Annotated in this window: 16 protein-coding genes; 6 read left to right on the top strand and 10 right to left on the bottom strand. The window is 46.7% G+C overall.

Annotated features, from left to right (window positions below):
* Positions 1-555: 555 nt before the first annotated feature.
* The gene (locus tag QT996_RS06590; protein ID WP_445304542.1) at positions 556-3051 is read left to right on the top strand and encodes an ATP-binding protein; all 2496 of its coding nucleotides are present in this window, start codon (positions 556-558) and stop codon (positions 3049-3051) included.
* Positions 3052-3368: 317 nt separating this feature from the next.
* Here QT996_RS06590 and QT996_RS06585 read toward each other — a convergent pair whose 3' ends face one another.
* The 6 genes from QT996_RS06585 to QT996_RS06560 all read right to left on the bottom strand — a co-directional run bounded on the left by QT996_RS06585 (position 3369) and on the right by QT996_RS06560 (position 10829).
* The gene (locus QT996_RS06585) at positions 3369-4385 is read right to left on the bottom strand and encodes a restriction endonuclease (RefSeq protein ID WP_333045366.1); all 1017 of its coding nucleotides are present in this window, start codon (positions 4383-4385) and stop codon (positions 3369-3371) included.
* A gap of 155 nt (positions 4386-4540) precedes the next feature.
* Positions 4541-6127 (bottom strand): photosynthetic/respiratory NAD(P)H-quinone oxidoreductase subunit D1, encoded by a 1587-nt coding sequence (gene ndhD1, locus QT996_RS06580; RefSeq protein ID WP_445243911.1) that lies wholly within the window; start codon positions 6125-6127, stop codon positions 4541-4543.
* A gap of 170 nt (positions 6128-6297) precedes the next feature.
* Positions 6298-7209: a DUF2167 domain-containing protein gene (locus tag QT996_RS06575; RefSeq protein ID WP_333045365.1), complete on the bottom strand. Its 912-nt coding sequence runs from the start codon at positions 7207-7209 to the stop codon at positions 6298-6300.
* A 79-nt stretch (positions 7210-7288) separates the two neighbouring features.
* On the bottom strand, positions 7289-9334 hold the full coding sequence (locus QT996_RS06570) for an NAD(P)H-quinone oxidoreductase subunit 5 (protein WP_333045372.1): 2046 nt from the start codon (positions 9332-9334) through the stop codon (positions 7289-7291).
* Positions 9335-9692: 358 nt separating this feature from the next.
* Positions 9693-10070 (bottom strand): thioredoxin family protein, encoded by a 378-nt coding sequence (locus QT996_RS06565; protein ID WP_006635621.1) that lies wholly within the window; start codon positions 10068-10070, stop codon positions 9693-9695.
* Between the two features lie 45 nt (positions 10071-10115).
* Positions 10116-10829 (bottom strand): NnrU family protein, encoded by a 714-nt coding sequence (locus QT996_RS06560; protein WP_333045364.1) that lies wholly within the window; start codon positions 10827-10829, stop codon positions 10116-10118.
* 236 nt (positions 10830-11065) lie between these two features.
* Between QT996_RS06560 and QT996_RS06555 the strand changes: the two genes are divergently transcribed.
* Complete coding sequence (locus QT996_RS06555) at positions 11066-12070, top strand: LysR family transcriptional regulator (protein WP_333045363.1); 1005 nt, start codon at positions 11066-11068, stop codon at positions 12068-12070.
* Here QT996_RS06555 and QT996_RS06550 read toward each other — a convergent pair.
* The gene (locus QT996_RS06550; protein ID WP_333045362.1) at positions 12067-12207 is read right to left on the bottom strand and encodes a hypothetical protein; all 141 of its coding nucleotides are present in this window, start codon (positions 12205-12207) and stop codon (positions 12067-12069) included. The two genes, QT996_RS06555 and QT996_RS06550, sit on opposite strands and share 4 nt — an antisense overlap.
* Positions 12208-12209: 2 nt before the next feature.
* Between QT996_RS06550 and QT996_RS06545 the strand changes: the two genes are divergently transcribed.
* Both QT996_RS06545 and QT996_RS06540 read left to right on the top strand, forming a co-directional pair.
* Positions 12210-13670, top strand: a complete 1461-nt coding sequence (locus tag QT996_RS06545; protein WP_333045361.1) for a serine/threonine-protein kinase — start codon at positions 12210-12212, stop codon at positions 13668-13670.
* An 83-nt stretch (positions 13671-13753) separates the two neighbouring features.
* Complete coding sequence (locus QT996_RS06540; protein ID WP_333045360.1) at positions 13754-15427, top strand: asparagine synthase-related protein; 1674 nt, start codon at positions 13754-13756, stop codon at positions 15425-15427.
* Between the two features lie 528 nt (positions 15428-15955).
* Here the strand turns inward: QT996_RS06540 and QT996_RS06535 are convergent.
* Positions 15956-16960 carry a zinc-dependent alcohol dehydrogenase family protein gene (locus QT996_RS06535; RefSeq protein WP_333045371.1) on the bottom strand — a complete coding sequence of 335 codons (1005 nt, stop codon included), beginning with the start codon at positions 16958-16960 and terminating at the stop codon, positions 15956-15958.
* A gap of 199 nt (positions 16961-17159) precedes the next feature.
* Here QT996_RS06535 and QT996_RS06530 point away from each other — a divergent pair, with 199 nt between their 5' ends.
* Positions 17160-18302 (top strand): transposase, encoded by a 1143-nt coding sequence (locus QT996_RS06530; RefSeq protein ID WP_333045359.1) that lies wholly within the window; start codon positions 17160-17162, stop codon positions 18300-18302.
* A 155-nt stretch (positions 18303-18457) separates the two neighbouring features.
* Complete coding sequence (locus QT996_RS06525) at positions 18458-22003, top strand: EAL domain-containing protein (protein ID WP_333045358.1); 3546 nt, start codon at positions 18458-18460, stop codon at positions 22001-22003.
* A 43-nt stretch (positions 22004-22046) separates the two neighbouring features.
* Here the strand turns inward: QT996_RS06525 and QT996_RS06520 are convergent, their stop codons facing one another.
* Entirely contained in the window at positions 22047-22412 is a 366-nt protein-coding gene (locus tag QT996_RS06520; protein ID WP_333045357.1) for a four helix bundle protein, read from the bottom strand.
* A 111-nt stretch (positions 22413-22523) separates the two neighbouring features.
* Complete coding sequence (ilvN, locus tag QT996_RS06515; RefSeq protein ID WP_332945237.1) at positions 22524-23042, bottom strand: acetolactate synthase small subunit; 519 nt, start codon at positions 23040-23042, stop codon at positions 22524-22526.
* Between the last annotated feature and the right edge of the window lie 371 nt (positions 23043-23413).

Below are 23413 nucleotides of genomic sequence, written 5' to 3'. Positions count from 1 at the left end.
TTAATAATTAAGTGGGGTCGTAAAATCAAAAATAAGGGCAATGCGTGTATCACAGTTTAAATGTGCAACAGCTTATAACAATAAGGATAGAAACCCGCAAGTGCGATCGCACGCTCATTGAAGGGCGATCGACCAAAGGGTAATTTTAAAGTATTGGGTATTGCGATCGCTAGCTAACGGCACATTAAACAAAGTGAAAAGACTCTATTGAGTCCGTTTCAACTGAAATATTGCACCCTTCTGGCTTAACAGGCTTTTCGACCTGTTCCACAAAAAGTAAGTGAATTTTATTGTGGGGTGGGCAGGAGATACCGCCCGTGAAAGGCTTCTTGCAACTGGTGCAAAATCTCACTTGCAACGAGTTGTTTTGCTCAAGAGTGCGATTGCTAGCAACCTCAACTGATTACGCCTCAATCTTTCACCGCTACATCAGATCGAGCTTACAATTTTCAGCCCGAGAAGGAAACACTAGGTAGGTGTTTTTTCTGGGCTGTAAAAATTGCGATTGTATCACAATAGGATGACCCCTATCTGCTTGTTATGGAAATAGATCCTGTGCCATTTCTAAATCGCCTCCGGCGTACCATGTCCTCTGCAGAAGCTTGGGGGTTTAGTGTGGTTGGATATCTGATGTGGTTTGCCTTAGCGCCGTCGATGCAAGCAGGAATTGGCTCCGCATCGCTGTTGGTCTGGATTCCTGGTGTTATCGTCGGAATTCTGCTTAACCTTCAAGTTCAGAGTTTGGGTGAGAAATATCCAGATGTATCTGGGGGAACACCAAATTACATCACGCGATTGCTCCATCGTTACCCTGCCCTTTCCCGCTATTTGGGGATTGCCTACTACTTGGGGTGGGTTTCCTTTCCGCCCATTAATGCGATCGTCATCACAGATTTGATCCAATTCCATTTAGCACCGATGGGGCTGAATATTCCAGAAAAAGTGTTTGAGATCGGTTTTACTGCGATCGCTTACTTTGTAGCATTCAGTGGCACCCGCGCCGTCGCCATTCTGCACCTCTTTTTTGTGTTTCCTTCGATCGGCTTTTTACTCCTCTTCTGCGTTCAGGGTTTAGGCTGGCTTGCCTTTTCGCCCCAAAGCCCCGGACTCTTGCCCACCAGCATTGATGCCATCAGTGTCCAGGACTGGCTGAAATGGTTCTTGTTTGCCGCTTATAGCTTTTATGGCTGTGACACAGCTTCATCCTTTGTAGCAGACAGTCTCCACCCAAAAGACACCCTTAAGGCGCTGTCTTGGGTTGCCTGGTTCATGCCTCTGGTGTTTGTCGGTGGCACTTTAGTGTTGGTGCAGTTGGCAACCGCTGCCGGTTTAGAAGGCAATTTGTACGGCAAATTCCTGGTGGCTGCCAAGCCTTTCTGGGGAGACGCTGCCCCTGTCATAGTCACTTTGCTGGTTGCGGCTAGCTGTTTGTTGGGATCGGCGACTAGCGTTTGCAATACGCCCCGCATCCTTTTCCAACTCGCGCAGGATGGGCTGTTGTCTCCCGTGTTTGGCGCAGTGTCCCGTCGGGGTGCCCTAGAACCCGCGCTGTTGCTAACCTTTGTATGTAGTTTAGGATTTTTAGTATGGGGCAACACCACTCAAATTGTCGTGGTGTCAGGGGTGAGTTTTTTCATTTCTATTATGGGGTTGCACTTGGGGCTGTGGATGCAGCGCAACGATCCAGTCGTGCGTTGGGGGCGACTATCCTTAGCATTGCTGGTGGTGGAGTTCATTTCCCTGGTGGTGGGTGGTTTTGCCTGGGGATGGATGGATTTTTGTCTCGGATTGCTGTTGCCGTTAGCAGTGATAGCTATCGACGCTGCGGTTCTGCGGATTCCTTGGGCATTTTTGCATTTACCGTGGTGGGATAGACTGCATACCAAGCCAGTAACTCCTCCTAAAAACGAAGACTTTGTGGTGCTTCAGGTCGCAATTTTGATTGCGCTGATTTGTGGTGCAGCGACGATCAGTTGGCTCATCCGCTCTTGGCTGCGGGTAGAAGCCGGAACCCACAATCCCTATCTGCTGATTATTGTGTTGATGACGCTGGCATTTGTGGGAGTAGCGATTGCTTGCTGGACAACTCTACCCCAGGTTGCTGCGATCGAAGAACTAGCAATCTCCTCGACGGCGCAAGCTAAAGAACTGGAGACAACCCTAAACGAACTAAAAAAAGCCCAGATGCAAGTTATCCAAAGCGAAAAAATGTCTAGCTTGGGACAGTTGGTTGCGGGAATTGCCCATGAAATTAATAACCCCGTCAACTTCATCCACGGTAATCTCACCCACCTGGACGAATATACCCAAAATCTGCTGCAGATGATAGAACTCTATCAACAGCGCCATCCCAGCAACGATCCAGACGTGCAAGCAATGGCAGAGGAAATCGATTTGGAATTCCTCACTGAAGATATCCAAAAGATAATTTCATCTATAAGGGTAGGAACCGAGCGAATTCGCGGTATTGTCGTCTCGTTGCGAAACTTTTCTCGCATGGATGAAGCAGACTTCAAAGATGTTGATATTCATGAGGGAATTGAAAGTACATTGCTGATTTTGCAACACCGACTCAAAGATAAACCAGAGAGTCCAGGCGTGGTAACGATCAAAGACTATGGCACATTGCCCAAGGTGGAATGTTTCCCCGGACAACTCAATCAGGTATTCATGAATATTTTGGTCAATGCCCTGGATGCCCTAGATGAGATGAATAGCAAACGCTCCTATCAGGAGCTTAAAGACACCCCGAACCAGATTACGATTCGGACTTCTGCGATCGACAATCAATGGGTGGAGGTGGCGATCGCTGACAACGGAATCGGTATGACAGACCGAGTGAAGCAGCGCATTTTTGATCCCTTTTTCACGACCAAAGCCATCGGTAAAGGTACAGGTTTGGGAATGTCGATTAGTTATCAAATCATTACTGAAAAACATCGCGGTAACATCCAGTGTTTTTCTACACCTGGCTCAGGCACCGAGTTTGTGATTCAGATACCCATTCGGCAACAGATAATTTCAGGATTCCCGATCGCTGCTGAATCTTAACCACTTCGCGTTCAGTGCAGCCCTCAAAGAATCTGAGGCGGTACAATAATCAATCAAGGTGTCAATTACCCCCAACTGCTCGATCTGAAGCCGTAAGAATCTTAGAAGCGCGATCGCCCTTAACAAAGATCGCACTCTTCGCAGAATAATTAGGCTAGAAACTAAGAGAGCGATCGCAATACCGGAATGAAGGGCGATCGACCAAATGGTAATTTTGAAGTATTGGGTATTGCGATCTCAGCAGGATGAGTTCCTGAAAATTCTCAACTCCACCTTCAACGACCTCGATACAGTCGGCCTACAACGGGCTTGTTATATCAACTCCCAGAATTGCATAATTTAATTAACTCACAAGTTATTTGATTGCCAAGATTCAGCGTTTCATGAACTTTTTCTTTCAGCTTATTGAAGTCCGTAGAGGATTTTTCCGTTAAATCAAATACCTCTTTCAGGTCTGAGTCTGTGTAGAAGCAACTTGCCAAAGGGTGTAAAGGCTTTGTATTAAATCCGAAAATCCCACCCTTAGAATCTATATACATGGGTTTTGAATTCACCAATTCAATTCTATATCTCAAGGCAAGTAGACTTTTGCATCTACTCTCAATATCATCCAATTGGTGGTAAAAGTTTTGAACTTTTGACATTAACTCTATACTACTTCTAGCAAGAAGTAAACGAGACGATTCTTCTCGCCATACGCCGCGATTTTTACTAAAGCATGATTGCCATTTTTTCGATAAAGCATCTTGATTTTGATTAAGAAGTTCCTGAAGTAAGTTGCAGTCTTGCTGTATTTCCAAGCTCAAAAGACAATGAATAGATGCAACCTGCTCACTACTTATAGATTTCTCTTGATTGCTAAATATCTGTTCCCACTCAGAATAATACTTCTTGAGTAAATCACGATTATTGGGCTCTGCCAAGTCATTGCATATATCTTCCCAAAACACTATATAGACAGGGAACTTATTTTCTAATCTACGCTTTTCATTTAAAGACCGGACAAAATCTTGAAGCTTTGCATCTCTTGATGCCGTAGTTGCAATAATGTACTCACTGAGTGGAGGTGAAAAGCATTCTGCTTTGACAATCTCTGCCTGGATTATTTTCTTGGTTAGCTTGTTATCCTCAACTCGTTTACACTGAACACCTATATACTTGTCGGAACTGTTTTGCCGACCATAAATATCAATACCATTTTGTGCCTGTCCACTTCTGCCATATCTCTGTGCCTGATTGTCGTGCCATTTTCGTTGATAAATTTCCCATGTAATATCCTCAAATTCATCCCAAGATTTAGGTTTTGGTAAATGACTTGTGGAAGGTGTCGGCATGGCTGCTAATGTAATGTTTTTAACAGAGACTCCACTAGGATAGCACAACCACCAAATAATTCAGTTTCGATCGCCCCACCGAAAAAAAAAATAGAAAACCCCCAAACTCTATCTTTCTAAGATTTTGGGGGTTTTCTTCCTAACTCCCGTTCAAATTACAACTTACTCGGCTCGATCGCCGGAGCACGCAGAGACAGAGTTTTATCCGCAGCAGCCTTAGCCACAAGCGACGGCACAGAATCGCGCAACTTAGCCGTCAACTGTACAGTAGTCGCATCATAAACCTGAGTCAGCATCTTCGGATACAAACCAATGCCAATAATCGGCACCAACAGAGCCGCAATAATAAACACTTCTCGCGGTTCCGCATCCACCAATTCTTCGTGATCGGACAATTCCTTATTCTCAGGCCCGTAGAAGATTTCGCGCAGCATCGACAGCAGATAAATCGGAGTCAAAATCACCCCGACAGCAGCTAGAAATACCACACAAACTTTAAACACAGGATTGTAAGCATCGCTCGTTGCAAAACCTACAAACACCATCAATTCTGCTACAAAACCGCTCATTCCCGGCAAAGCCAAAGAAGCCATAGAACAAGCAGTCCACATCGCAAAAACCTTACGCATTTTCTGCCCGACACCGCCCATTTCGTCGAGCATGAGCGTGTGAGTGCGATCGTAAGTGCATCCTACCATGAAGAACAAACTCGCCCCTATTAAACCGTGGGAAACCATTTGCAGCATTGCACCGCTCATTCCCAAATCAGTAAACGAAGCTATCCCAATCAGCACAAACCCCATGTGCGAAATCGAAGAATAAGCAATTTTCCGCTTCAAATTTCGCTGAGCAAAAGAAGTTAATGCCGCGTAAACAATGTTAACCACACCCAAAATTACCAAGATGGGCGCGAAGGTAGCGTGAGCATCTGGGAGCATTCCCGCATTCATCCGCAGTAAAGCGTAACCGCCCATTTTTAGCAGAATTCCTGCTAGCAACATATGGGCGGGTGCGGTTGCTTCCCCGTGAGCGTCAGGGAGCCAAGTGTGCAGCGGAAAAATTGGCAGTTTGACGCCGTAAGCTATTAAGAAACCTGTATACAGGATCAATTCTACATTGGGGGCATAATCTTTAGCTGCGATCGCCCGCATATCAAAAGTCACCGTATCGCCGTAAAACGCCATCGTCAGCCCGCCAAGCAAAATAAACAGCGAACCGCCTGCGGTGTACAGGATAAACTTAGTTGCTGCGTAAAGGCGCTTCTTGCCGCCCCAGATTGACAAAATCAGGTAAATGGGTACTAATTCCAGTTCCCAAACTAGGAAAAACAGCAACATATCTTGCACGGCAAAAACTGCTATTTGCCCGCCGTACATTGTCAACATCAAAAAGTAAAATAGCTTCGGTTTAAATGTGACCGGCCAAGCCGCTAAAGTAGCCAGAGTAGTAATAAAACCAGTCAGCAAAATCAGCGGCATCGACAAACCATCAGCACCAACCGACCAATTTAAATCGAGTTGCTGCACCCAAGTATAGCTTTCTACCAGTTGCAAGTCTGGATTGCTGAAGTCGTACTGAGTATAAAAAGCGTAAACAAGTAGGGCAAAATCGATCAAACCCACAATTAGGGCATACCACCGCACCGTCTTGCCATCCTTATCGGGAATCAAAGGAATCAGCAGGGACGCAGCAATGGGAAACAGAATTGTTGTTGTTAACCAGGGAAAGTTAGCTGTATCCATTGTGTTCTAAAATCAACTCTCAACTATCACATTTAGACATCTTTTTGGCATTATAACCTAAACTTTATACTTTATTTAGATTAAAGCACAAATAAGCTGTTGAGGATTTAAACGACACTACCTAAGCAAGCAAGGTACTTGCACTCTTCGTGTATCAAGTTCAATAGTTTTCACTTTTTATCAGTCGCTCCCTCCTCAGAATTATCTTGAGGCTTTTGACCACCAAATAGCTTTTTGAAAAGCCCACCTAACCCTATAATCAAGAAGATCCAAATTTTTTTCAAGGCTACAACAAAGAACAGTAAAACTTTGGCAAAAACTCCGGTTTTGACTGCTGCTGCTCCTACACCGCCAGCAATGAGAGCCGTTAGACCAATCTCAGCCACCTTATCAGTACCTTGAATAAAGTCACTGTATTTATTCCCAGTCACATAGTCGTAATTAGCAACAAGTTTTTCGATTTCTGGTTTCAACAGTGGCAGTTCTGTAGGAGATGTGACTAGAGTAATCGAAGTCACTCCACCACGACCTAGTTTGCGGGTGTTGTAGTTCACCACTGGATTGCCATTTTCGGTAGCGAAAAGTGCCCATACCAAGTTATGCGAAGCTTGATCGTAATGAGGTACTTCTTGCCAACCAGTAATTACAAGAGAGGGTAAACCTTTTGATTGTCGCTGTTTGTTTTCTTCTTCTGTTCCAGTTTTAATGCTTTCAAGAATAGCCTTTGAATCAATAGATTGAGACTCATCCTCTTTAACATAGCCAAGTGGGTCATAGCTGAACACAACAAACCAATCTTTGTTAGGAGTGTTGGGAACTACTAAACCAATGTCCTGTTTTGAGGGAATATTTCCCATATACTCCATCAATTTTGAGGTATCCTCAGCATTGGCAAATAGATATCCTTTAGGTAAATTCAACTGAGCGAGATTGTCCCCCAGGGAAACAATGTGTGGCCCTTCGTTCCAATTCACTTTCGGCGGTGTGGTAGCAGCAACAACTGGTGTAAGGTTTAACGCGATAAATAATCCCAGAAAAAAACCAACGATTAAGCGGAAAGGTGAGTAAATAGCTTTGTCCATGATTGATCTCCTAAATTTCAACCTATGACATTTCAATTGGGAAATGGGAAATGGTAAACCCATTTCCCATTTATTCATCTCAACTCATGCCAGAAACGATCGCAAAACCCAGAACTGCGACAAACACAATCAGGGCATAAAATTGAGCGCGACCGCTCTCAAAGTATTTCAAACCTTCGCCCGTAACCAGGGTGATAAGCCCTGTTAAGTTGACTACACCATCGACGACTCGCAAATCCACTTCCATGACTTGCCGCGCCAAACGGCGGCTGCCTTTGACAAAGAGAAAGTCGTTGATATCGTCGAGATACCACTTGTTGAGGGAGAACTCGTAAAGCGGTTTGATTTTTTGGGCGATCGCACTTGCGTCAATTTTACGGCTCAAATACATCAGAGAAGCCAAAGTAATGCCCAGCAAAGCAATACCTACAGAACTGCCGCCCATGATTAAAAATTCCGTCAAATTGAACTCAGCAGCGTGTTCCAAAACTTCTTCGAGAGACTCGCCTGGAGCGCGAACAAACTGCTCGAAATAATTGGCAAACGGCGTACCGAGAAAACCGATAAACACAGAAGGTACTGCCAGCAACACTAACGGCAGAGCCATTGTCAGAGGAGATTCGTGAGGCAAATGGTCGTGCTCATCGTGACTGTCGCCAGTTGATGCCAATTCCTTAACGTTCATCGCTCCGGGGCCGAAAACCAAACCCGGTTGCAGAAGTTGCTGTTTGATAGCGTTGTTATTGCCGCGGAATTCGCCCTCAAAGGTGCTGAAATACATTCGGAACATATAAAACGCGGTCATCCCGGCTGTCAGCCAGCTAACAGCCCACAGAGCGGGATTTGCTGCGAAGGCGCTGGCGAGAATTTCGTCTTTTGACCAAAAACCAGCAAACGGCGGAATTCCGCAGATTGCCAAATTTCCGATTAAAAAGCAAGCAGAGGTAATGGGCATATATTTCCGCAAGCCGCCCATGACTCGCATATCTTGAGCGAGTGCAGGGTTGTGGCCTACAACTGCTTCCATACCGTGAATCACTGAACCTGAACACAGGAACAGCATTGCTTTGAAGTAAGCGTGAGTCATCAAGTGGAAAAGTCCGGCACTGTAAGCGCCGACGCCCATTGCCATCACCATGTAGCCGAGTTGGGAGATGGTGGAGTAGGCGAGGCCTTTTTTTATGTCATTTTGGGTAATCGCGATCGAAGCTCCCATAAATGCCGTAAAACAGCCGGTGCAGGCGATCAAATTCATGACTGCCGGCAGCCCTTCAAACACCGGGTACATCCGAGCGATCAGGAATACGCCGGCGGCTACCATTGTCGCGGCGTGGATTAATGCCGAAATCGGTGTCGGGCCTTCCATTGCGTCTGGTAGCCAGACGTGGAGGGGGAATTGAGCGGATTTGGCTGCTGGCCCCAAAAATATCAGGACGCCGAAGATTGTCGCCAGAGTCGCCGAAAGAGCACCGGATTCGACTAAAGAGTGGAGACGTTCGCCCATCACATCAAATTCAAAGCTGCCGGTGGCCCAGTAAATGCCGAGGATGCCCAGCAGCAGGCCGAAGTCGCCGACGCGGTTGGTGACAAAAGCTTTTTGGCAAGCGTCAGCAGCGGGTTTGCGATCGTACCAAAATCCGACTAACAGGTATGAACACATACCTACGAGTTCCCAAAAAATGTAAATCTGAACGATGTTCGGGCTGATTACCAGACCCAACATCGACGCGCTGAAGATGCTGAGGTAGGCGTAAAAGCGCACGTACCCGTCATCGTGCGCCATGTAGCCGTCGGTGTAAATCATCACCAAAAAGGCGACCGTGGTTACGATCGCCAGCATTACCGCCGTCAGGGGGTCGATAATATAGCCCATATTCAGCGAGAAGTCGCCAGCAGAAGCCCACTGAATAGTGCGGGTGTAGGGTGCGTGGCCCTGTAGTTGACTCCACAGCAAAGCGAAAGAGAGTACCATTGACCCTCCCAGTGCGGAGACGATTAATATCGCATTCGCCTGTCGGAGTTTGTTGGTTGCCTGGTTAAACGTGATTAAGCCTAGACCTACTAGCATTGCGCCTGCCAGTGGCAGGACTGGAATCAGCCAAGCGTATTGATAAAGCAGTTCCATGACTGATAGGTAATTTAAAGTTTCTACTAGATATTGCCACAATTCTTTACAAATTGTGGCACACGCCTGCGCGACTGGGCCAAAATACTTGATCCAATTCTTTAAGTATTGCTATAGGCGAGTGCAATAGCGAGCGAGACGATCGCACTACTTTTTCATCGCGAGCGAGACGATCGCAATAAACGCCGAAAATTATTCCCGTGCAAACGAAAACTATACGACAAATCTCACAGTCCTGTGCGTTCAAGACGGCGAGATTTATTTTGGTGTCAGATTTGAGGTAAAAATGGGGAAAGCCTTCTGCTTTCTACATAAAAGCCGAAGGTCTTCTAAACAAGAGCCGAATGCCTTGGAACCGTTACCTGTTGGCTACTTCCTGAAGTTGCAGCCGTTGAGATGGGGAAGCTACGTGAGCCGCGAGCATCCAGGAATCCAGAGTCCGCCGCAGTTCCTCCCGCCCTTGGTAGTCTTCCAATCTAAATCGAACTTTATCGCCCTCAAACAAAATCAGCGTGGGCAGACTTGTCAGCCGGTAAGTGTGGGCCAACTTGAAACATTGATCGGCATTCACGCCAACCAGCTTGACTTTTTCTGCCCACTGTGCTTCAAACGTCTTAAGCGTGGGATCGATCGCGCGGCACAAACCGCACCAAGGAGCCGAAAAGTGAACTAAAACGGGGGTAGAGGCTTGAAACACCTCTTGTGCAAAAGTGCGTTCGCTAACCGACAACACCATGAGCCCTCAAAATTTAATAATTTTTTTTCTATTCTAGGGATCATGCTACCAGTATATGTTCCTAGTTACACGCATCAAAAAAGGATGAATTTCCCACAGCAGGCCTGTAAAAATGACTACACCCACGTAGGAAGGACGCAGAAACTCCAGCACATGAAGGGTTTGACGCTTTTGGAGGATTGCCAAAAAAGGAATTATTGAGGTTCGAGATTTGATGGTTTCAAAGGATTCTCCAAAACGAGCCTGAAGTCGTCTGTCGCCGTGCCACACTCCGAACAGGTGGTGAAGTACCAAACCGATGGAAGTAACGAGGGTAAAGCTAGTGCCAATCCACAGGGTGTGGGCCACGCACCAAATCACCTGTCCCACCATTTGCGGGTGACGGGTGATGCGAATGATGCCAGTTTCGTAGAGGTGAACTTGGGGCTTTTGGACGGCGGCAATTTCTAGGAGGTTGAAAGTTGCTGGGTACAGAAACAGAAAAGAAATTGCCGAAAGTATCCAAACTGCGGGTTTAACTCCGGGTAATCCCTGTACTTGCCAAAGCTGTACGCCGTCGTAGCGGTGGTTGAAAAAGTAGACAATCAGAATGACGGCTAGCGGCAAACTGACAAGGGCAAACAAAACGCGATAAAGTCTCGGCCCGATCAGCTTTTCACCTTTGGGCCGGAGGGCTGCTAAACCGCTGTGGGCGATCGCAAAAACCAGTAACAGGCCCAGAATAACTAAGTGGGAGTCGAGCGCCAAGTCGATCGTCATTGCAAATATTAAGAAAAGTTATTGATTCTCGGCCAATTTGTGTCACAAAGTATCTATGGGAGCATTCAGCGGTTATCAGTCAGTTAACTGTTCACTGTTCGCTGTTGACTATTGACTGTTCGCTGTTCGCTGTTGACTGTTCGCTGTTGACTGTTCGCTGTTTGCTGTTCGCTGCCTACAGTCAACCGTCAACCGTCAACTGAAAACTGAAAACTGACAACTGACAATTTAGATATATGTCTGACCTTCCTTTCACTTTAGACCAGTTACGCATTCTCAAGGCGATCGCCTCTGAAGGAAGCTTCAAACGCGCCGCGGACAGCCTCTATGTATCCCAGCCAGCAGTTAGCTTGCAGGTGCAAAACTTAGAGAGACAGTTGGACGTGCCGCTGTTTGACCGGGGGGGGCGGCGGGCGCAACTGACCGAAGCCGGACACCTGCTGCTGAGTTACGGCGAGAAAATTTTATCGCTTTGCCAGGAAACTTGTCGAGCTCTGGAAGACTTGCAAAACCTCCAAGGCGGTACTTTGATCGTCGGCGCTTCTCAAACAACGGGGACGTATTTGCTTCCCCGGATGATCGGAATGTTTCGCCAAAAGTACCCGGATGTAGCAGTACAGCTTCACGTTCACTCGACCCGCCGCACGGCGTGGAGTGTGGCTAACGGGCAAATCGATTTGGCAATTGTTGGCGGAGAAATTCCTACCGAACTTGTAGAAGCTTTAGAAATTGTTCCTTACGCTGAGGACGAATTGGCTCTGATTCTCCCTCCATCTCACCCGATGGTACAACAAGAAACTATCCAAAAAGAAGACCTTTACAAATTGCAGTTTATATCCCTCGATTCGCAGTCTACTATCCGCAAAGTAATCGATCAGGTACTGACTCGCTGCGGCATTGACACGCGGCGCCTGAAAATTGAGATGGAACTAAATTCGATCGAAGCAATTAAAAATGCCGTTCAGTCGGGGCTGGGCGCTGCTTTTGTGTCCGTTTCGGCGATCGAAAAAGAGTTACTCATGGGCGTTTTGCACAAATCTCAAATGGACGAAGTTGTAGTAACTCGCATTTTGTCGCTGATTTACAACCCCAACCGCTACCGTTCTAAAGCAGCAGAGGCTTTCAGCAATGAAATTTTGCCCCAGTTTGCTACTTATTCGACCATCCTGGAGAAGAAAGAACCCCCGGCGCTCGATTTGGGATTCATAGAAATAGGAACTCCCAACTCGGCGGGAAGTTAATCTCTTAGGTCGCTTGCAGTTAGCAGTTCGCGGTTAGTTGAGAAATCGAAATCTGGTTTAACCACCTCTTTTTCTTCCTTCTTCCCTTTTCCTTCTTCCCTCTTCCTTCTTCCCTCTTCCTTCTTCTTAGCAAACAAAAATGGAAGTTTACTGCACCCGACCGGGCTGCCCGCGCCCTCAAAACTATTTTCCCGACCTCGATGACAGTTCCCTGCTGAAAACCGTGCAGCAAAAGTTTTGCACCGCTTGCGGGATGCCCATGATTTTGAGCGGCCGCTATTTGCCCGTGAGGTTGTTGGGCCAAGGCGGTTTTGGGGCGGCTTTTTTGGCCAGAGACCGCTATACTCCGGCGATGAGGCAGTGCGTTGCTAAACTTTTGCAGCCGTCGGTAAGTCTGACTCCGGCACAGCTAAAAATCGCTCAAACTCTGTTTGAACGGGAAGCGGCGGTGCTGGAAGAACTCGGAAACGAACATTCGCAAATTCCGAGTTTGTTGGCGTTTTTTGAGCTGACTGTTATGAGTTTGCAGGCGGGTAAAAACGATCAGTTTTTCTATTTGGTTCAAGAATTTATTGACGGTGAAAATTTGGAGGATGAACTTGCTGTAAAAGGTAAGTTTTCGGAGGCAGAAACGATGGAGGTACTGCGGGAAATTTTGAAGGTTCTCGATTTTGTGCACTCTCGCGGCTCGATTCACCGGGATATTAAACCTGCTAATATTATGCGGGGTAAAAATGGTCGGCTTTATTTATTAGATTTTGGGGCTGTTAAACAGGTAACGCAAACTGCGGGAACTTCTAAAGCTTCGACTGGTATTTATTCTTTGGGTTACGCTCCGCCAGAACAGATGAATGGACAAGAGGTTTATCCAGCAACGGATTTTTATGCTTTGGCTGTGACTTGCATTACCCTGCTCAGCGGTTTGCAGCCGACGGAATTGTTTGATAGTTATCAAAATGAGTGGAATTGGCGATCGCGGGTGCAGGTAAGTTCGCGTTTGGCTCACGTTCTCGATCGAATGTTGTTGCCGGCTCCCAGTCAGCGCTTTCAATCTGCCGCCGAGGTGGAAGCGGCTCTGAAATACAATTCTCAACAGCCTACGATGGTCGTGCAGCCCCCGGCAGTAAGGACTCCGACTCCCCTACAAACTCAGCCGCAGCCACCGACTCAGCAGGCTCCTGTGCCTGTTCCTGCGACTCCTCCGGGAAATCTGCAACCTGGGCAGAGACGGGCTTTTTCGATTTGGGATATTTTGGGAGGGGCGGCGTTTACGGGTTTTGAGGGGGGGGTGCTGGCGATCGCCCTGACGAGTTTGCTGCCCTCTCCAGGCTTGAGTATCGGATTGTTGGGGATGATTGTGGCGGGTTTGATTTACGGCCAGTACCGCAGGGCGATCGAACAAACTGAGATGTTGATTATTGGCGCAGGTACTCTGGCTTTGCTGTGGTTTTTCCCGGCTTTGCAGACGGCGGCACTTGCGATTTATCCGAATTCTCCGATCACTGGTGTGTTGTTTGTGGGATGGTTGGGTGCTTTGGGTGCGATCGCTGGAACAGCTATTTTTCGCTTGATTTATAAGTTACTTTCAAACGTTTTTTAATGTAATAGTCATCGCAAGAATTGCCTGTTTTGAACAGGCAAGATGCCTGTTCCACAATAATTATGGGAGATGTCTAATTTAAAATGCAGACTCAGAAGTCTATCTACCCTAATTGGGTCATTGTTTGGGGCTCCGCCGCCCGATCGCACCCTGCAACTTGGGAGACTTCCGGTTTTGCCATAATCGGAGGTGAACCCACCTTCAGCCCCAATCAGCGATTTGTACTCGTAGGTGACTGCTGCTTCGATCGCACCCCCACGCTCAAACAACAGATTGACACAGATGGATTGACCGATTTGGCGATCGTCGCGTGGCTATGGGAACAGTACGGTATTAAAACACTGAGCTTGCTGTCAGGACAATTTGCCCTTGCCGTGTGGGATCGAGAGGAGAAAACCTTGTGTCTGGGGCGCGATCGCGTGGGAGGCAAAACGCTCTATTACACCCGTGCAGGAACGACTCGCTGGATCGCGCCTCGACTGCGATCGCTCAATCCGTATCACGATCGAGCACTGGATTTAGTTGCTTTGCGCGACTACTTGTGCTGTGCCTTTGTACCCGGAGCACAAACGCTGTGGGAAGCGGTGCGAGAGTTGCGGCCCGGTAGCTACCTGTACTTACCGGATATTGAGGCGCACAGATACTGGCAGCCACAGGAGCAAATTACTAACGCTGATCGCCCTTTGGAATGGCATAGTCAACAAGTGCGATCGCTTTTGGAACAACTGGTGCAGGAAGCGCTACCAGCGGGAGAACCAGTCGCAGCATATCTTTCGGGTGGTATTGATTCAAGTTGCGTCACGGCGATCGCAGCGCGACTGCACGATCGCCCGGTGCACACTTTCTCGATGCACTTTGGCGCTCAATATCCCAGCGAGATTGAATTTGCCAACATCGTCGCAGCACATTGTGGCACTGAGCACCATATTTTAGAAGTTTCGCCAAAGCAAATTTGGGAGTTGCTGCCGGAAACGCTGGCGGCGATGGATGATCCAGTGGGGGAAGGCTTGACGGTTCCCAATTTGCTGTTGGGGCGATCGGCAAAACAATTCGCAGACGTGGTACTCAATGGCGAAGGTGGCGATCCGTGCTTTGGCGGGCCGAAAAATAAGCCCATGTTACTCAACAGTTTGTACGGTTCCGTTCAGGTTAAAGCTGATCCGATCGCAGCTTACTTGACTTCGTTTCAAAAATGCTATGTGGATTTGCCACGTTTGCTGAAGCCGGAGGTTTGGAATCAGGTTAAAAATGTGCCTTCCGTCTTTGCTGAGGAATTGCAACAGACAGAAACGACGTTTTTGAATCGGCTGATGCGGCTCAACATTGAGTTTAAAGGAGCCGATTACATTTTGACCAAGGTGAATAATCTCACGGCTGCGGCGGGACTAAAAGCTCGATCGCCTTTGTTTGATTCGCGGATGGTGGCACTAAGTTTGCAAATTCCCCCAGAATATAAGCTTTCGGGCGCGCAGGAAAAAGCGGTTCTCAAAGCTGCTGTGGCGGATTTGCTGCCCGATGTCATTGTCAACCGTCCGAAAAGCGGCATGGTGATGTCGATGCAGCAGTGGTTTTTGAGGGATTGGCAGCGGCAAGCGCGATCGTTGCTGCTGAATCGTCATGCGGCGATCGCGCCTTACCTCGATCAAACACTAATTCGCGAGTGGCTAAACTATCGTGGCGAAGTTTTTCCCCGCTATGGGCTGAAGTTGTGGCTGCTGGTGACGCTGGAAAGTTGGTTACAAGTGAATCGCCGTTAGTTATCCAAAATTAGGACTCTGCGCCGTGCCTTTCGTCGTTTCAAATTCAGCACTTGACTCCCAAATTTCTCGATCGACAGTGGCATTTTCCCTATGCGGTTTTTGCTCTTGTTTATAGAATCGATTTTACATCTTTTAGGCTGCTCCCCTTTTAATCATTAGCGTAACAATATGAATTTCGGTTGTATTGGAATGATTAAACCCCAGAGGGCGCAGAGGATACAGAGAAACGGGAGAGACAAATGAATCATTCCGATGCCAAGGGATTTTATAGAAAACAAACATTCACCTTGGTCGTCTAATTAGCCAGAACTCTCTCAAAATTATTAACGAGGATTTTGCACCTTTCTATCCAAGAATTTCATATCATGTCCGATCGATTAGTCATAATATCCCGGTCGGAGCGAGTTTTTTAGATTGTCAATTATTGGCAGCAGGTATTCTTGGTGAGGGGAACCCTACAAAAATCGCGGTTCCTCGACCGGACATGATATCATTTGTGATTTTTTTATTTAAGCATCCGCATTTTTAACCCCCCATTTCAAGCACTATTTTACCGGTTACTGAGCCTGTTTCTAACAGTTCGTGAGCGGCTTGCGCTTCTTCGAGAGGGAAAGTTTGGCTGACGTGAATTTTTAGCAAATTGCGATCGCACAAACGAGCACACTTCTGCAAAATATGAGCCTGCTGTTCCTGTTCCTCCACCAAACCTTCCAGCATTGGTGTTAACATTAATTCCAGACTAATTCTCAGATTCCGCATTCTCGCTGTTTTCAAATTACCCAAAGCCGGATCGGGTTCCAAAATTGTTACCAAATCTCCATAAATCTTCACAGCCGGAATAGTTTGGTAAAAAGTTTCTCCCCCGACTGTATCAAAAGCCAAATCAACTCCTTGTCCTTGAGTCCAGGTCAAAACCTCATCGACAACATTGGTATTTTTGTATAAAATAACTGAATCTGCACCTAAGTGCTTGACAAAAGTGGCTTTTTCCTCAGAACTAACAGTCGTGCAAACCTCTGCCCCCTGCAACTTTGCCAACTGTATCGCGACGTGGCCGACACCGCCGGCACCAGCTTGAATCAGCACTTTTTGACCCGCTTGCAAGCGCCCTCGATCGTACAGCGATTCCCAAGCTGTAATTAAAACTAACGGTGCCGCCGCCGCCTCAGCAAAACTTAAAGCAGCAGGCTTGAGGGCGAGAAAGCGTTGGTCTACAACAGCAAACTCAGCATAAGTACCGATCGACCCGCCCAAACCGCCATTGCAGAAAAAAACCTCGTCTCCCACTTGGAAACTTTGCACACCAGCACCGACACCCTCTACGACTCCAGCACCATCGCACCCCAAAACGTGAGGAGTTTTATCGGGGTAAAAAGTGCCGCGCGATCGCAACTTAGTATCTATCGGATTGATACCCGCCGCTCGCAACCGCACCAAAACTTCAGTTTCTGTTTGTATAGTAGGGGCGGGGATATCTTGCAGTTTCAATACGGACGGGCTTCCGGGGTTTTGAAAAACGATCGCTTTCATCATTGGTGTTACACTAGATCAGATAATCCCTAGACTTTATTGTACATTGCTTAGCAAAGCAAGAAAAAACTTTTTGTTGATCCCAAAGTTTATGATTGTTGTTGAAAAGCCTTACATAGCTCGGTAGCAGCAGTTTTATAAACAGTTTGATGACTTATCGTTTCTGTCCATAAATCTCTACTATCATGGTAAATATTATATGAAAAAAAACTTTTTCACTTCGGGGTCCAACCTTGGTGTTACCATAATTATACCACAGTTATATGCCATCCTAAAACCTACCAACGCCTCTAAATCCTTACCTGCTAAAACGAGAAATCAAATTCTCAAACAAGTTGTTCACGAGTGGGAGTATTGCCAACCATCAAGAATAGCTTATGACCGATATCTACCTCGATTTTCATTTCTCCCCAGCATCCCCCAATACAAACATCAAATCTGGGGATGTAACTTGTTAAGTCAGGATAACCAGTCGATCGAAAAAAAGGGAGGTGACAAAAATAATGGACTACTTCATTTCTCTCAAACTGACATAATAATTTCTACAAAATCCCAAAATGTCATCAAGGTAAGGATAGGTCTTGCAACAGCGATCTACTTTGTTGAGGTTGCCAATCAACAGCTTGTAACGTTGGTCAATTTAAATTATAACCTGAAAGCAGGTAGAGATTTAGGGATTGATAACCTCGTAGTTTTGGCATCTATTAAGCCAACATTTACTCCAACTCTCTCTGATAAAAAACATCTCAAATCAATCAATCAAGCTTTCAATCAGCGCCGAGCATTTTTACTGTCAAAACTTGACCAGGTAAAATCTACCAAGCGCCAAATCAAGGCAATCACCTTTAATCGAAACAAGCGATTAGAAAAATACCTTCATAAAACCAGCAGTTTGATTGTCAAGCGGTTGGTGGATGAGAAAATAACCCAGTTAATTATTGGCAGAAATGGGGGTGACAAACAAAATATAAGATTAGAAAACAAGCATCATAATTTTGGGGTACTTCCTCCTACCCAGCTCATAAAATTTATTACTTACAAAGCTGAGTTACTCGATATTAAGGTAATAGTTACACAAGCATATTATACAAATAAGTGCATTTTTTTGGATTTAGAGTCTGGCGGTAAGCAAGAGTCTTACCAGGGTAAGAGAGGTAAAAGTGGGTGGTTTCGGTATTTGAATGAAATTCGGATTAATGCTGATGTGAATGCAGCGTTAAAGATGATTATAAAATTAAACGTAAACTCACCCTTAGAGGAGTGCCACAACCCTAGATATGTGTTTGCAGTTTCACCTGTACGGGTTGATCCTGTACAAAAAGAACCACAAAAAGTTCGGTAAGGTCAAGTATGGCCCGGTTTTTGTGAACTGTTAACTCTCTTGTCGCCTTCACGGCGATCTGACCTTGTATTCGTTACCCATCCGTGACGATACTTAGTTATTTTTAAATAGATTGGCTTCAGATAACTACAATAATTGTCGAGCGGTGCTAATCGATGTTCGATCTAGATTTATTTTTTTACTTTGAGATTCTTGCATATCTTCTGGGATTATCGGCGACTTTAGCCTTGGTGTCCGCGATTTATCTCAAGCGGCACCGAAGACCTTCCCGCCTACCGCTAGCCCCCGAGCAACGGCAGTTGGCAGAATTAAAGTCCGACGATTTATCTGCGGGATTGAAAATGCGGAAAAACTTTTTGATTTTCCCCAACTCAAATCTATGGCCGGCAACTGACAGCTTCTTGGGTAAAGTTTTAGGTATGGGCCGCGCTGTATTCTTCGCCCAGCAACAGCGCCTAAGTGTGAATTCTTCGCCTCTTTTAGAGCCTGGAACTAGCAAAACCCTAAGTCTGAGCATTTCGGGTTCGATGGGAGACAATCCCGATCGCACGAATGCCGAGAATCCTCCCCAAGTTAATGGTTACGCGCAATTAGAGGAAGATTTGCTGGGCGAAATCCTAGCAGGTACTGAGTCGCCGGGGGGAGCACAATTCTTTGATGCTTTAGTTTGCCACTTAGCCTCAGCACTCGGAGTTCGCACCGCCGTCGCTGCCAAATCGATTAAGTCGAAGGCACGCACCGATGCTGCTGCCGATAGATTGCAACTTATCAGTTTTTGGAGCGACGGACAGCAGCAGCCAAACTTTGAGTGCGATACTGCCAATACTCCCGAAGCGCGGGTGCTGGAGGGGGGAATGTATTCCTGTCCAGACAACCTCTGGGAAACCTTTCCAGAAGACCGCAGACCGGTAGTTACAGGTGCGCGCAGTTTCCTGGGAGTCTTGCTGAAAAACTCTTACGGCGAACCTTTAGGCATTATTTGTATTTTCCACGATCGACCCCTGGTGGAAGCACATCTTGCCAAATTCCGATTAATTCTCAACATCTTTGCTGGACGGGCCGCCGCCGAATTAGAGCGGCAGCGCCTAGAAGCAGCACTGTCCACTGTAGAAGCGAAATACTGCGCCCTGGTAGAACAAATGCCCGCTGTCACCTACATTTCTCCCCTCAACCGCAAGGCTGCCAAACTTTACATCAGCCCGCAAATCGAGACTTTTCTAGGTTATTCTGTAGCTGAATGGAGAGCAGATCCCGACCTGTGGCTGAAACTCGTTCACCCAGAAGACCGTGACCGCGTGTTAGTTGAAAACGCCACACAGAAATTCACCGATGGAGAAGATATCTTCTGCGAGGGGTCGCTGGTTTCAGAATACCGCGCGATCGCCCGCAACGGTCGAGTCGTCTGGTTCCGCGATCAAGCGACCGCAGTTCGCGATGAAGCAAGCAAATCTGTCATCCTTCAAGGCGCAATGTTTGACATCACAGAGACGAAAGTAGCTGCCAGCGCGCTGCTAGAAAGCGAATACCGCTATTACACCTTGGCAAAAATACTGCCGGTCGGGATTTTCCGCGCCGACGCTGCTGGAGATTGCTTGTACGTCAATGAGCGATTTTTGGAGATGGCGGGACTGACTGCGCCAATGGCAATAGGCGAAGGTTGGGCGCAAAGTTTGCATCCCGAAGACCGCGAGCGTGTTTTGAGCCAGTGGTATCGCGCTGTCACAGAAAAGTTGCCCTGTAAGTTAGAGTACCGTTTTTGCAACGGTGACTTCACCACCTGGGTCTTTTCGCAAGCAGTGCCAGAAATGACCAAAAGCGGTGAAGTTCTAGGCTATCTCGCCACGTTGACCGATATCACCGATCGCAAGCAGGCAGAATTCGCGCTGCAACAGGCGGAAGAGAAATACCGCAGTATCTTTGAAAATGCGATCGAAGGCATTTTCCAGACAACGCGCGACGGACGCTACCTCAGCGCTAACCCTGCTTTGGCGAGAATTTACGGCTACGAGTCGGCCGCCGACTTGATCGCGAATATCCAAGACATAGACCGCCAACTTTACCTCGATCCCAACCGCCGCGTCGAGTTTTTGCGCGCGATCGAAAAACACGGTTTTGTGTCAGAGTTCGAGTCGCAAGTTTACCGCGCTGACGGTACTACTATCTGGGTTTCCGAGAACGGCCGGGCAGTTCGCGACCCTGACGGAAATTTACTTTACTACGAAGGCACTGTCGAAGATATTACCCTCCGCAAAATAGCAGAAGATAAGTTAGTACACGATGCTTTGCACGATATGCTAACCGGTTTGCCCAACCGAGCTTTATTTATGGATCGCTTGGGGCACGCGCTCAATCTTTCAAAACGCCACCCCGAGATTTTGTTTGCGGTGCTGTTTATCGATCTTGATCGCTTTAAGGTTGTTAACGACAGTTTGGGGCATTTAGTGGGCGATCGGTTGCTGATCGCGATCGCGCAGCGCCTGGGAATCTGTTTGCGCACTGGAGATACCGTGGCCCGTCTCGGCGGCGACGAATTCGCTATTTTGCTGGAAAATATCAAAAGCACCGAGGATGCGATCCAGATTGCCGAACGAGTGCAAGCGGAACTGGCAGAGCCTTTTTACCTTAACGAGTATCAAGTTTTTACCAGTGCTAGCATTGGGATTGTTTGTTCTGGTCTTCCTCCGTATCCAACGGAAACCAGCAAACTGTCGAGTCCCGAAAATCTGGGAAATATCGATCGGGAAACTTCTTTGTCTTGCTTATCTTCCGACTCTCCTGTTCCCAATGTCCCGTTGTCCATATTGTACGATCGGCCTGAAGAACTGCTCCGAGATGCAGATGCTGCCATGTATCATGCGAAGGGATTGGGCAAAGCTCGCCACGAAGTTTTTGACTTAAGTATGCACACTCGCGCCGTCGCCCTTTTGCAACTGGAAAACGACCTGCGACGCGCTTTAGACTCCCAGGAATTTCAGCTTTACTATCAGCCCATCGTCTCTCTAACTAGCGGTAAAATCAGCGGTTTTGAAGCGCTGCTGCGGTGGTATCACCCGCTGCGGGGTGTCGTATCTCCTGGCGAGTTTATTTTAGTAGCTGAAGAAACTAGATTGATTATACCTATTGGCTGGTGGATGATGCGATCGGCTTGTCATCAGATCCACGAATGGCACCAAAAATTCCCCGCCAATCCGCCGTTGACTGTCAGCGTCAACCTTTCTAATCAACAATTTAAACAACCGGATTTAATCGATCGCATTAGCGAAATTTTACAAGAAACTCAGCTTGACCCCCGCACTTTAAAGGTAGAAATTACTGAAGGCGTCATCATGGAGAATGCGGAATCAGCAGTCGCTATCCTCGCAGGATTGAAAAATTTAGAAATTCAATTATATATTGACGATTTCGGAACTGGCTATTCTTCGTTGAGCCGCCTGCACACTTTTCCAACTGATGCTTTAAAAATTGATCAAGCTTTTGTTAGCCGCATGACTGAAGATGAAGGCAACGAAGCGATTGTACAGACTATTTTAATTTTGGCCAGTCATTTAGGTATGGATGTAATTGCTGAAGGCATCGAAACCCTCGAACAGCTTAATTTACTCAGAGCGCTGCAATGCGAATACGGACAGGGATACTTTTTCTCAAAGCCGATAGACAGCATGGCAGCCACACTTTTGATAGAAAGTCAACCTAAATGGTAATTTGACTGTTGACTGTTGACTGTTGACTGTTGGCTGTTGACTTTTAACCTTTGGCTTTTTGTTTTAGTGAGTTAAGATAAGCATTAAGTTTTGGTGAAAGTTCATTTAATAAGGGATGCAGGCGATCGATCTGTTCTTGAGTTAAAAGATTTCGAGCGTAGGCAAGTCTTAACCAGTGCCTTGTTTCGTTTAAGGAGGCTCTGGCAATTTTCACAAAACGCTGATTATCTTGGCAGCTATAGCGTCCATGTCCTTCTGCGATATTAGCACCAACACTATCAGCCGATCGCACTATTTGTTTGCCCATCGTATCCTTCGCAAAGTCGTCCCATTTTTTAACAATAAACCATATTTCGTTTGATATTTTTTCAGCTAATTGATAAACTTGTAGCTGTTGAAAGCTTTCCATATTAGCTTCTTTAAATAATTGATAGCCAACAAGTGATTAATGACTAATACAAGTTAACCGTCAACAGTCAACCGTCAACAGTCAACCGTCAACAGTCAACCGTCAACTTCCTTAAACTTTCGCTTCCAAAGACTTGAGAAACTCAGTATTTACCCCCGACTCCCGCGTCAGGGCAATTTTCCCAGTACGAGCAATTTCCTTAATCCCAAATCTATTCAGAACCTGGACGATCGCCACCATTTTACCGGGATCTCCCACAACTTCCAATGTCAGCGTATCATCACCAATATCCACAACTCGCGCTCTAAAAATTTGAGCTAACTCAATTATCTCCGATCGCGTCCCGCTAGCAGCATTAACTTTCAGCAACATCAACTCCCGTTCCACACAGGGAATTTCTGTTATATCCTGAACTTTAAGCACGTTAATCAACTTGTACAGTTGCTTTGTCAACTGCTCAATAATCTGGTCATCTCCGGGTACAACCATCGTAATCCGAGATATTCCCACTTGCTCCGCCGGGCCAACGGCCAGACTTTCAATATTAAAACCCCGACGGGCAAACAAACCAGCAATTCGAGTGAGGACACCCGCTTCATCTTCAACTAAAACCGAAAGAGTGTGTTTCATTTCTTCAAAAAAGACGCATTTCGTGCAATTATACTTTCGCCAATTCGCCTTTTAGCAGAAGTGCACGCCCATTGAACCTGCATTAGATATTTTATCGCGAGTTATTCGCCGTTCATCTCCTGGGAAAAAAACCCTCGATCAATTTCGCTTTTACCCGTCTCGATCCCCCTAAATCCCTCTTAAGAAGGGGAGTAGGGGTTGACTTTGATCACACTCCTGTCCCCCCCTTCTTAAGGGGGGTTAGGGGGATCAGCTTTATCTCAACCGTAAACCCGCCCCAACTCAGTTCTGGGCGCACCCGATCCAAGTTTTTTTGTGTACGAACCTACACAATTCATCGCTAGAATAAAAACTTTTCAGGGCTTGTAGCT

The organism is Microcoleus sp. S13C4 (assembly GCF_036700865.1).
In the GTDB taxonomy this organism is placed as follows: Bacteria; Cyanobacteriota; Cyanobacteriia; order Cyanobacteriales; family Microcoleaceae; genus Microcoleus.
Note: the sequence above shows the minus strand (reverse complement) of the source record. Positions and strands in the feature narration are given on the sequence as shown.

Coding starts and splice junctions, on each gene's coding strand:
- QT996_RS06585 (WP_333045366.1), bottom strand. CDS start 4,385: ATGCCGACACCTTCCACAAGTCATTTACCAAAACCTAAATCTTGGGAT.
- ndhD1 (WP_445243911.1), bottom strand. CDS start 6,127: ATGGATACAGCTAACTTTCCCTGGTTAACAACAACAATTCTGTTTCCC.
- QT996_RS06575 (WP_333045365.1), bottom strand. CDS start 7,209: ATGGACAAAGCTATTTACTCACCTTTCCGCTTAATCGTTGGTTTTTTT.
- QT996_RS06570 (WP_333045372.1), bottom strand. CDS start 9,334: ATGGAACTGCTTTATCAATACGCTTGGCTGATTCCAGTCCTGCCACTG.
- QT996_RS06565 (WP_006635621.1), bottom strand. CDS start 10,070: ATGGTGTTGTCGGTTAGCGAACGCACTTTTGCACAAGAGGTGTTTCAA.
- QT996_RS06560 (WP_333045364.1), bottom strand. CDS start 10,829: ATGACGATCGACTTGGCGCTCGACTCCCACTTAGTTATTCTGGGCCTG.
- QT996_RS06555 (WP_333045363.1), top strand. CDS start 11,066: ATGTCTGACCTTCCTTTCACTTTAGACCAGTTACGCATTCTCAAGGCG.
- QT996_RS06545 (WP_333045361.1), top strand. CDS start 12,210: ATGGAAGTTTACTGCACCCGACCGGGCTGCCCGCGCCCTCAAAACTAT.
- QT996_RS06540 (WP_333045360.1), top strand. CDS start 13,754: ATGCAGACTCAGAAGTCTATCTACCCTAATTGGGTCATTGTTTGGGGC.
- QT996_RS06535 (WP_333045371.1), bottom strand. CDS start 16,960: ATGAAAGCGATCGTTTTTCAAAACCCCGGAAGCCCGTCCGTATTGAAA.
- QT996_RS06530 (WP_333045359.1), top strand. CDS start 17,160: ATGAAAAAAAACTTTTTCACTTCGGGGTCCAACCTTGGTGTTACCATA.
- QT996_RS06525 (WP_333045358.1), top strand. CDS start 18,458: ATGTTCGATCTAGATTTATTTTTTTACTTTGAGATTCTTGCATATCTT.
- QT996_RS06520 (WP_333045357.1), bottom strand. CDS start 22,412: ATGGAAAGCTTTCAACAGCTACAAGTTTATCAATTAGCTGAAAAAATA.
- ilvN (WP_332945237.1), bottom strand. CDS start 23,042: ATGAAACACACTCTTTCGGTTTTAGTTGAAGATGAAGCGGGTGTCCTC.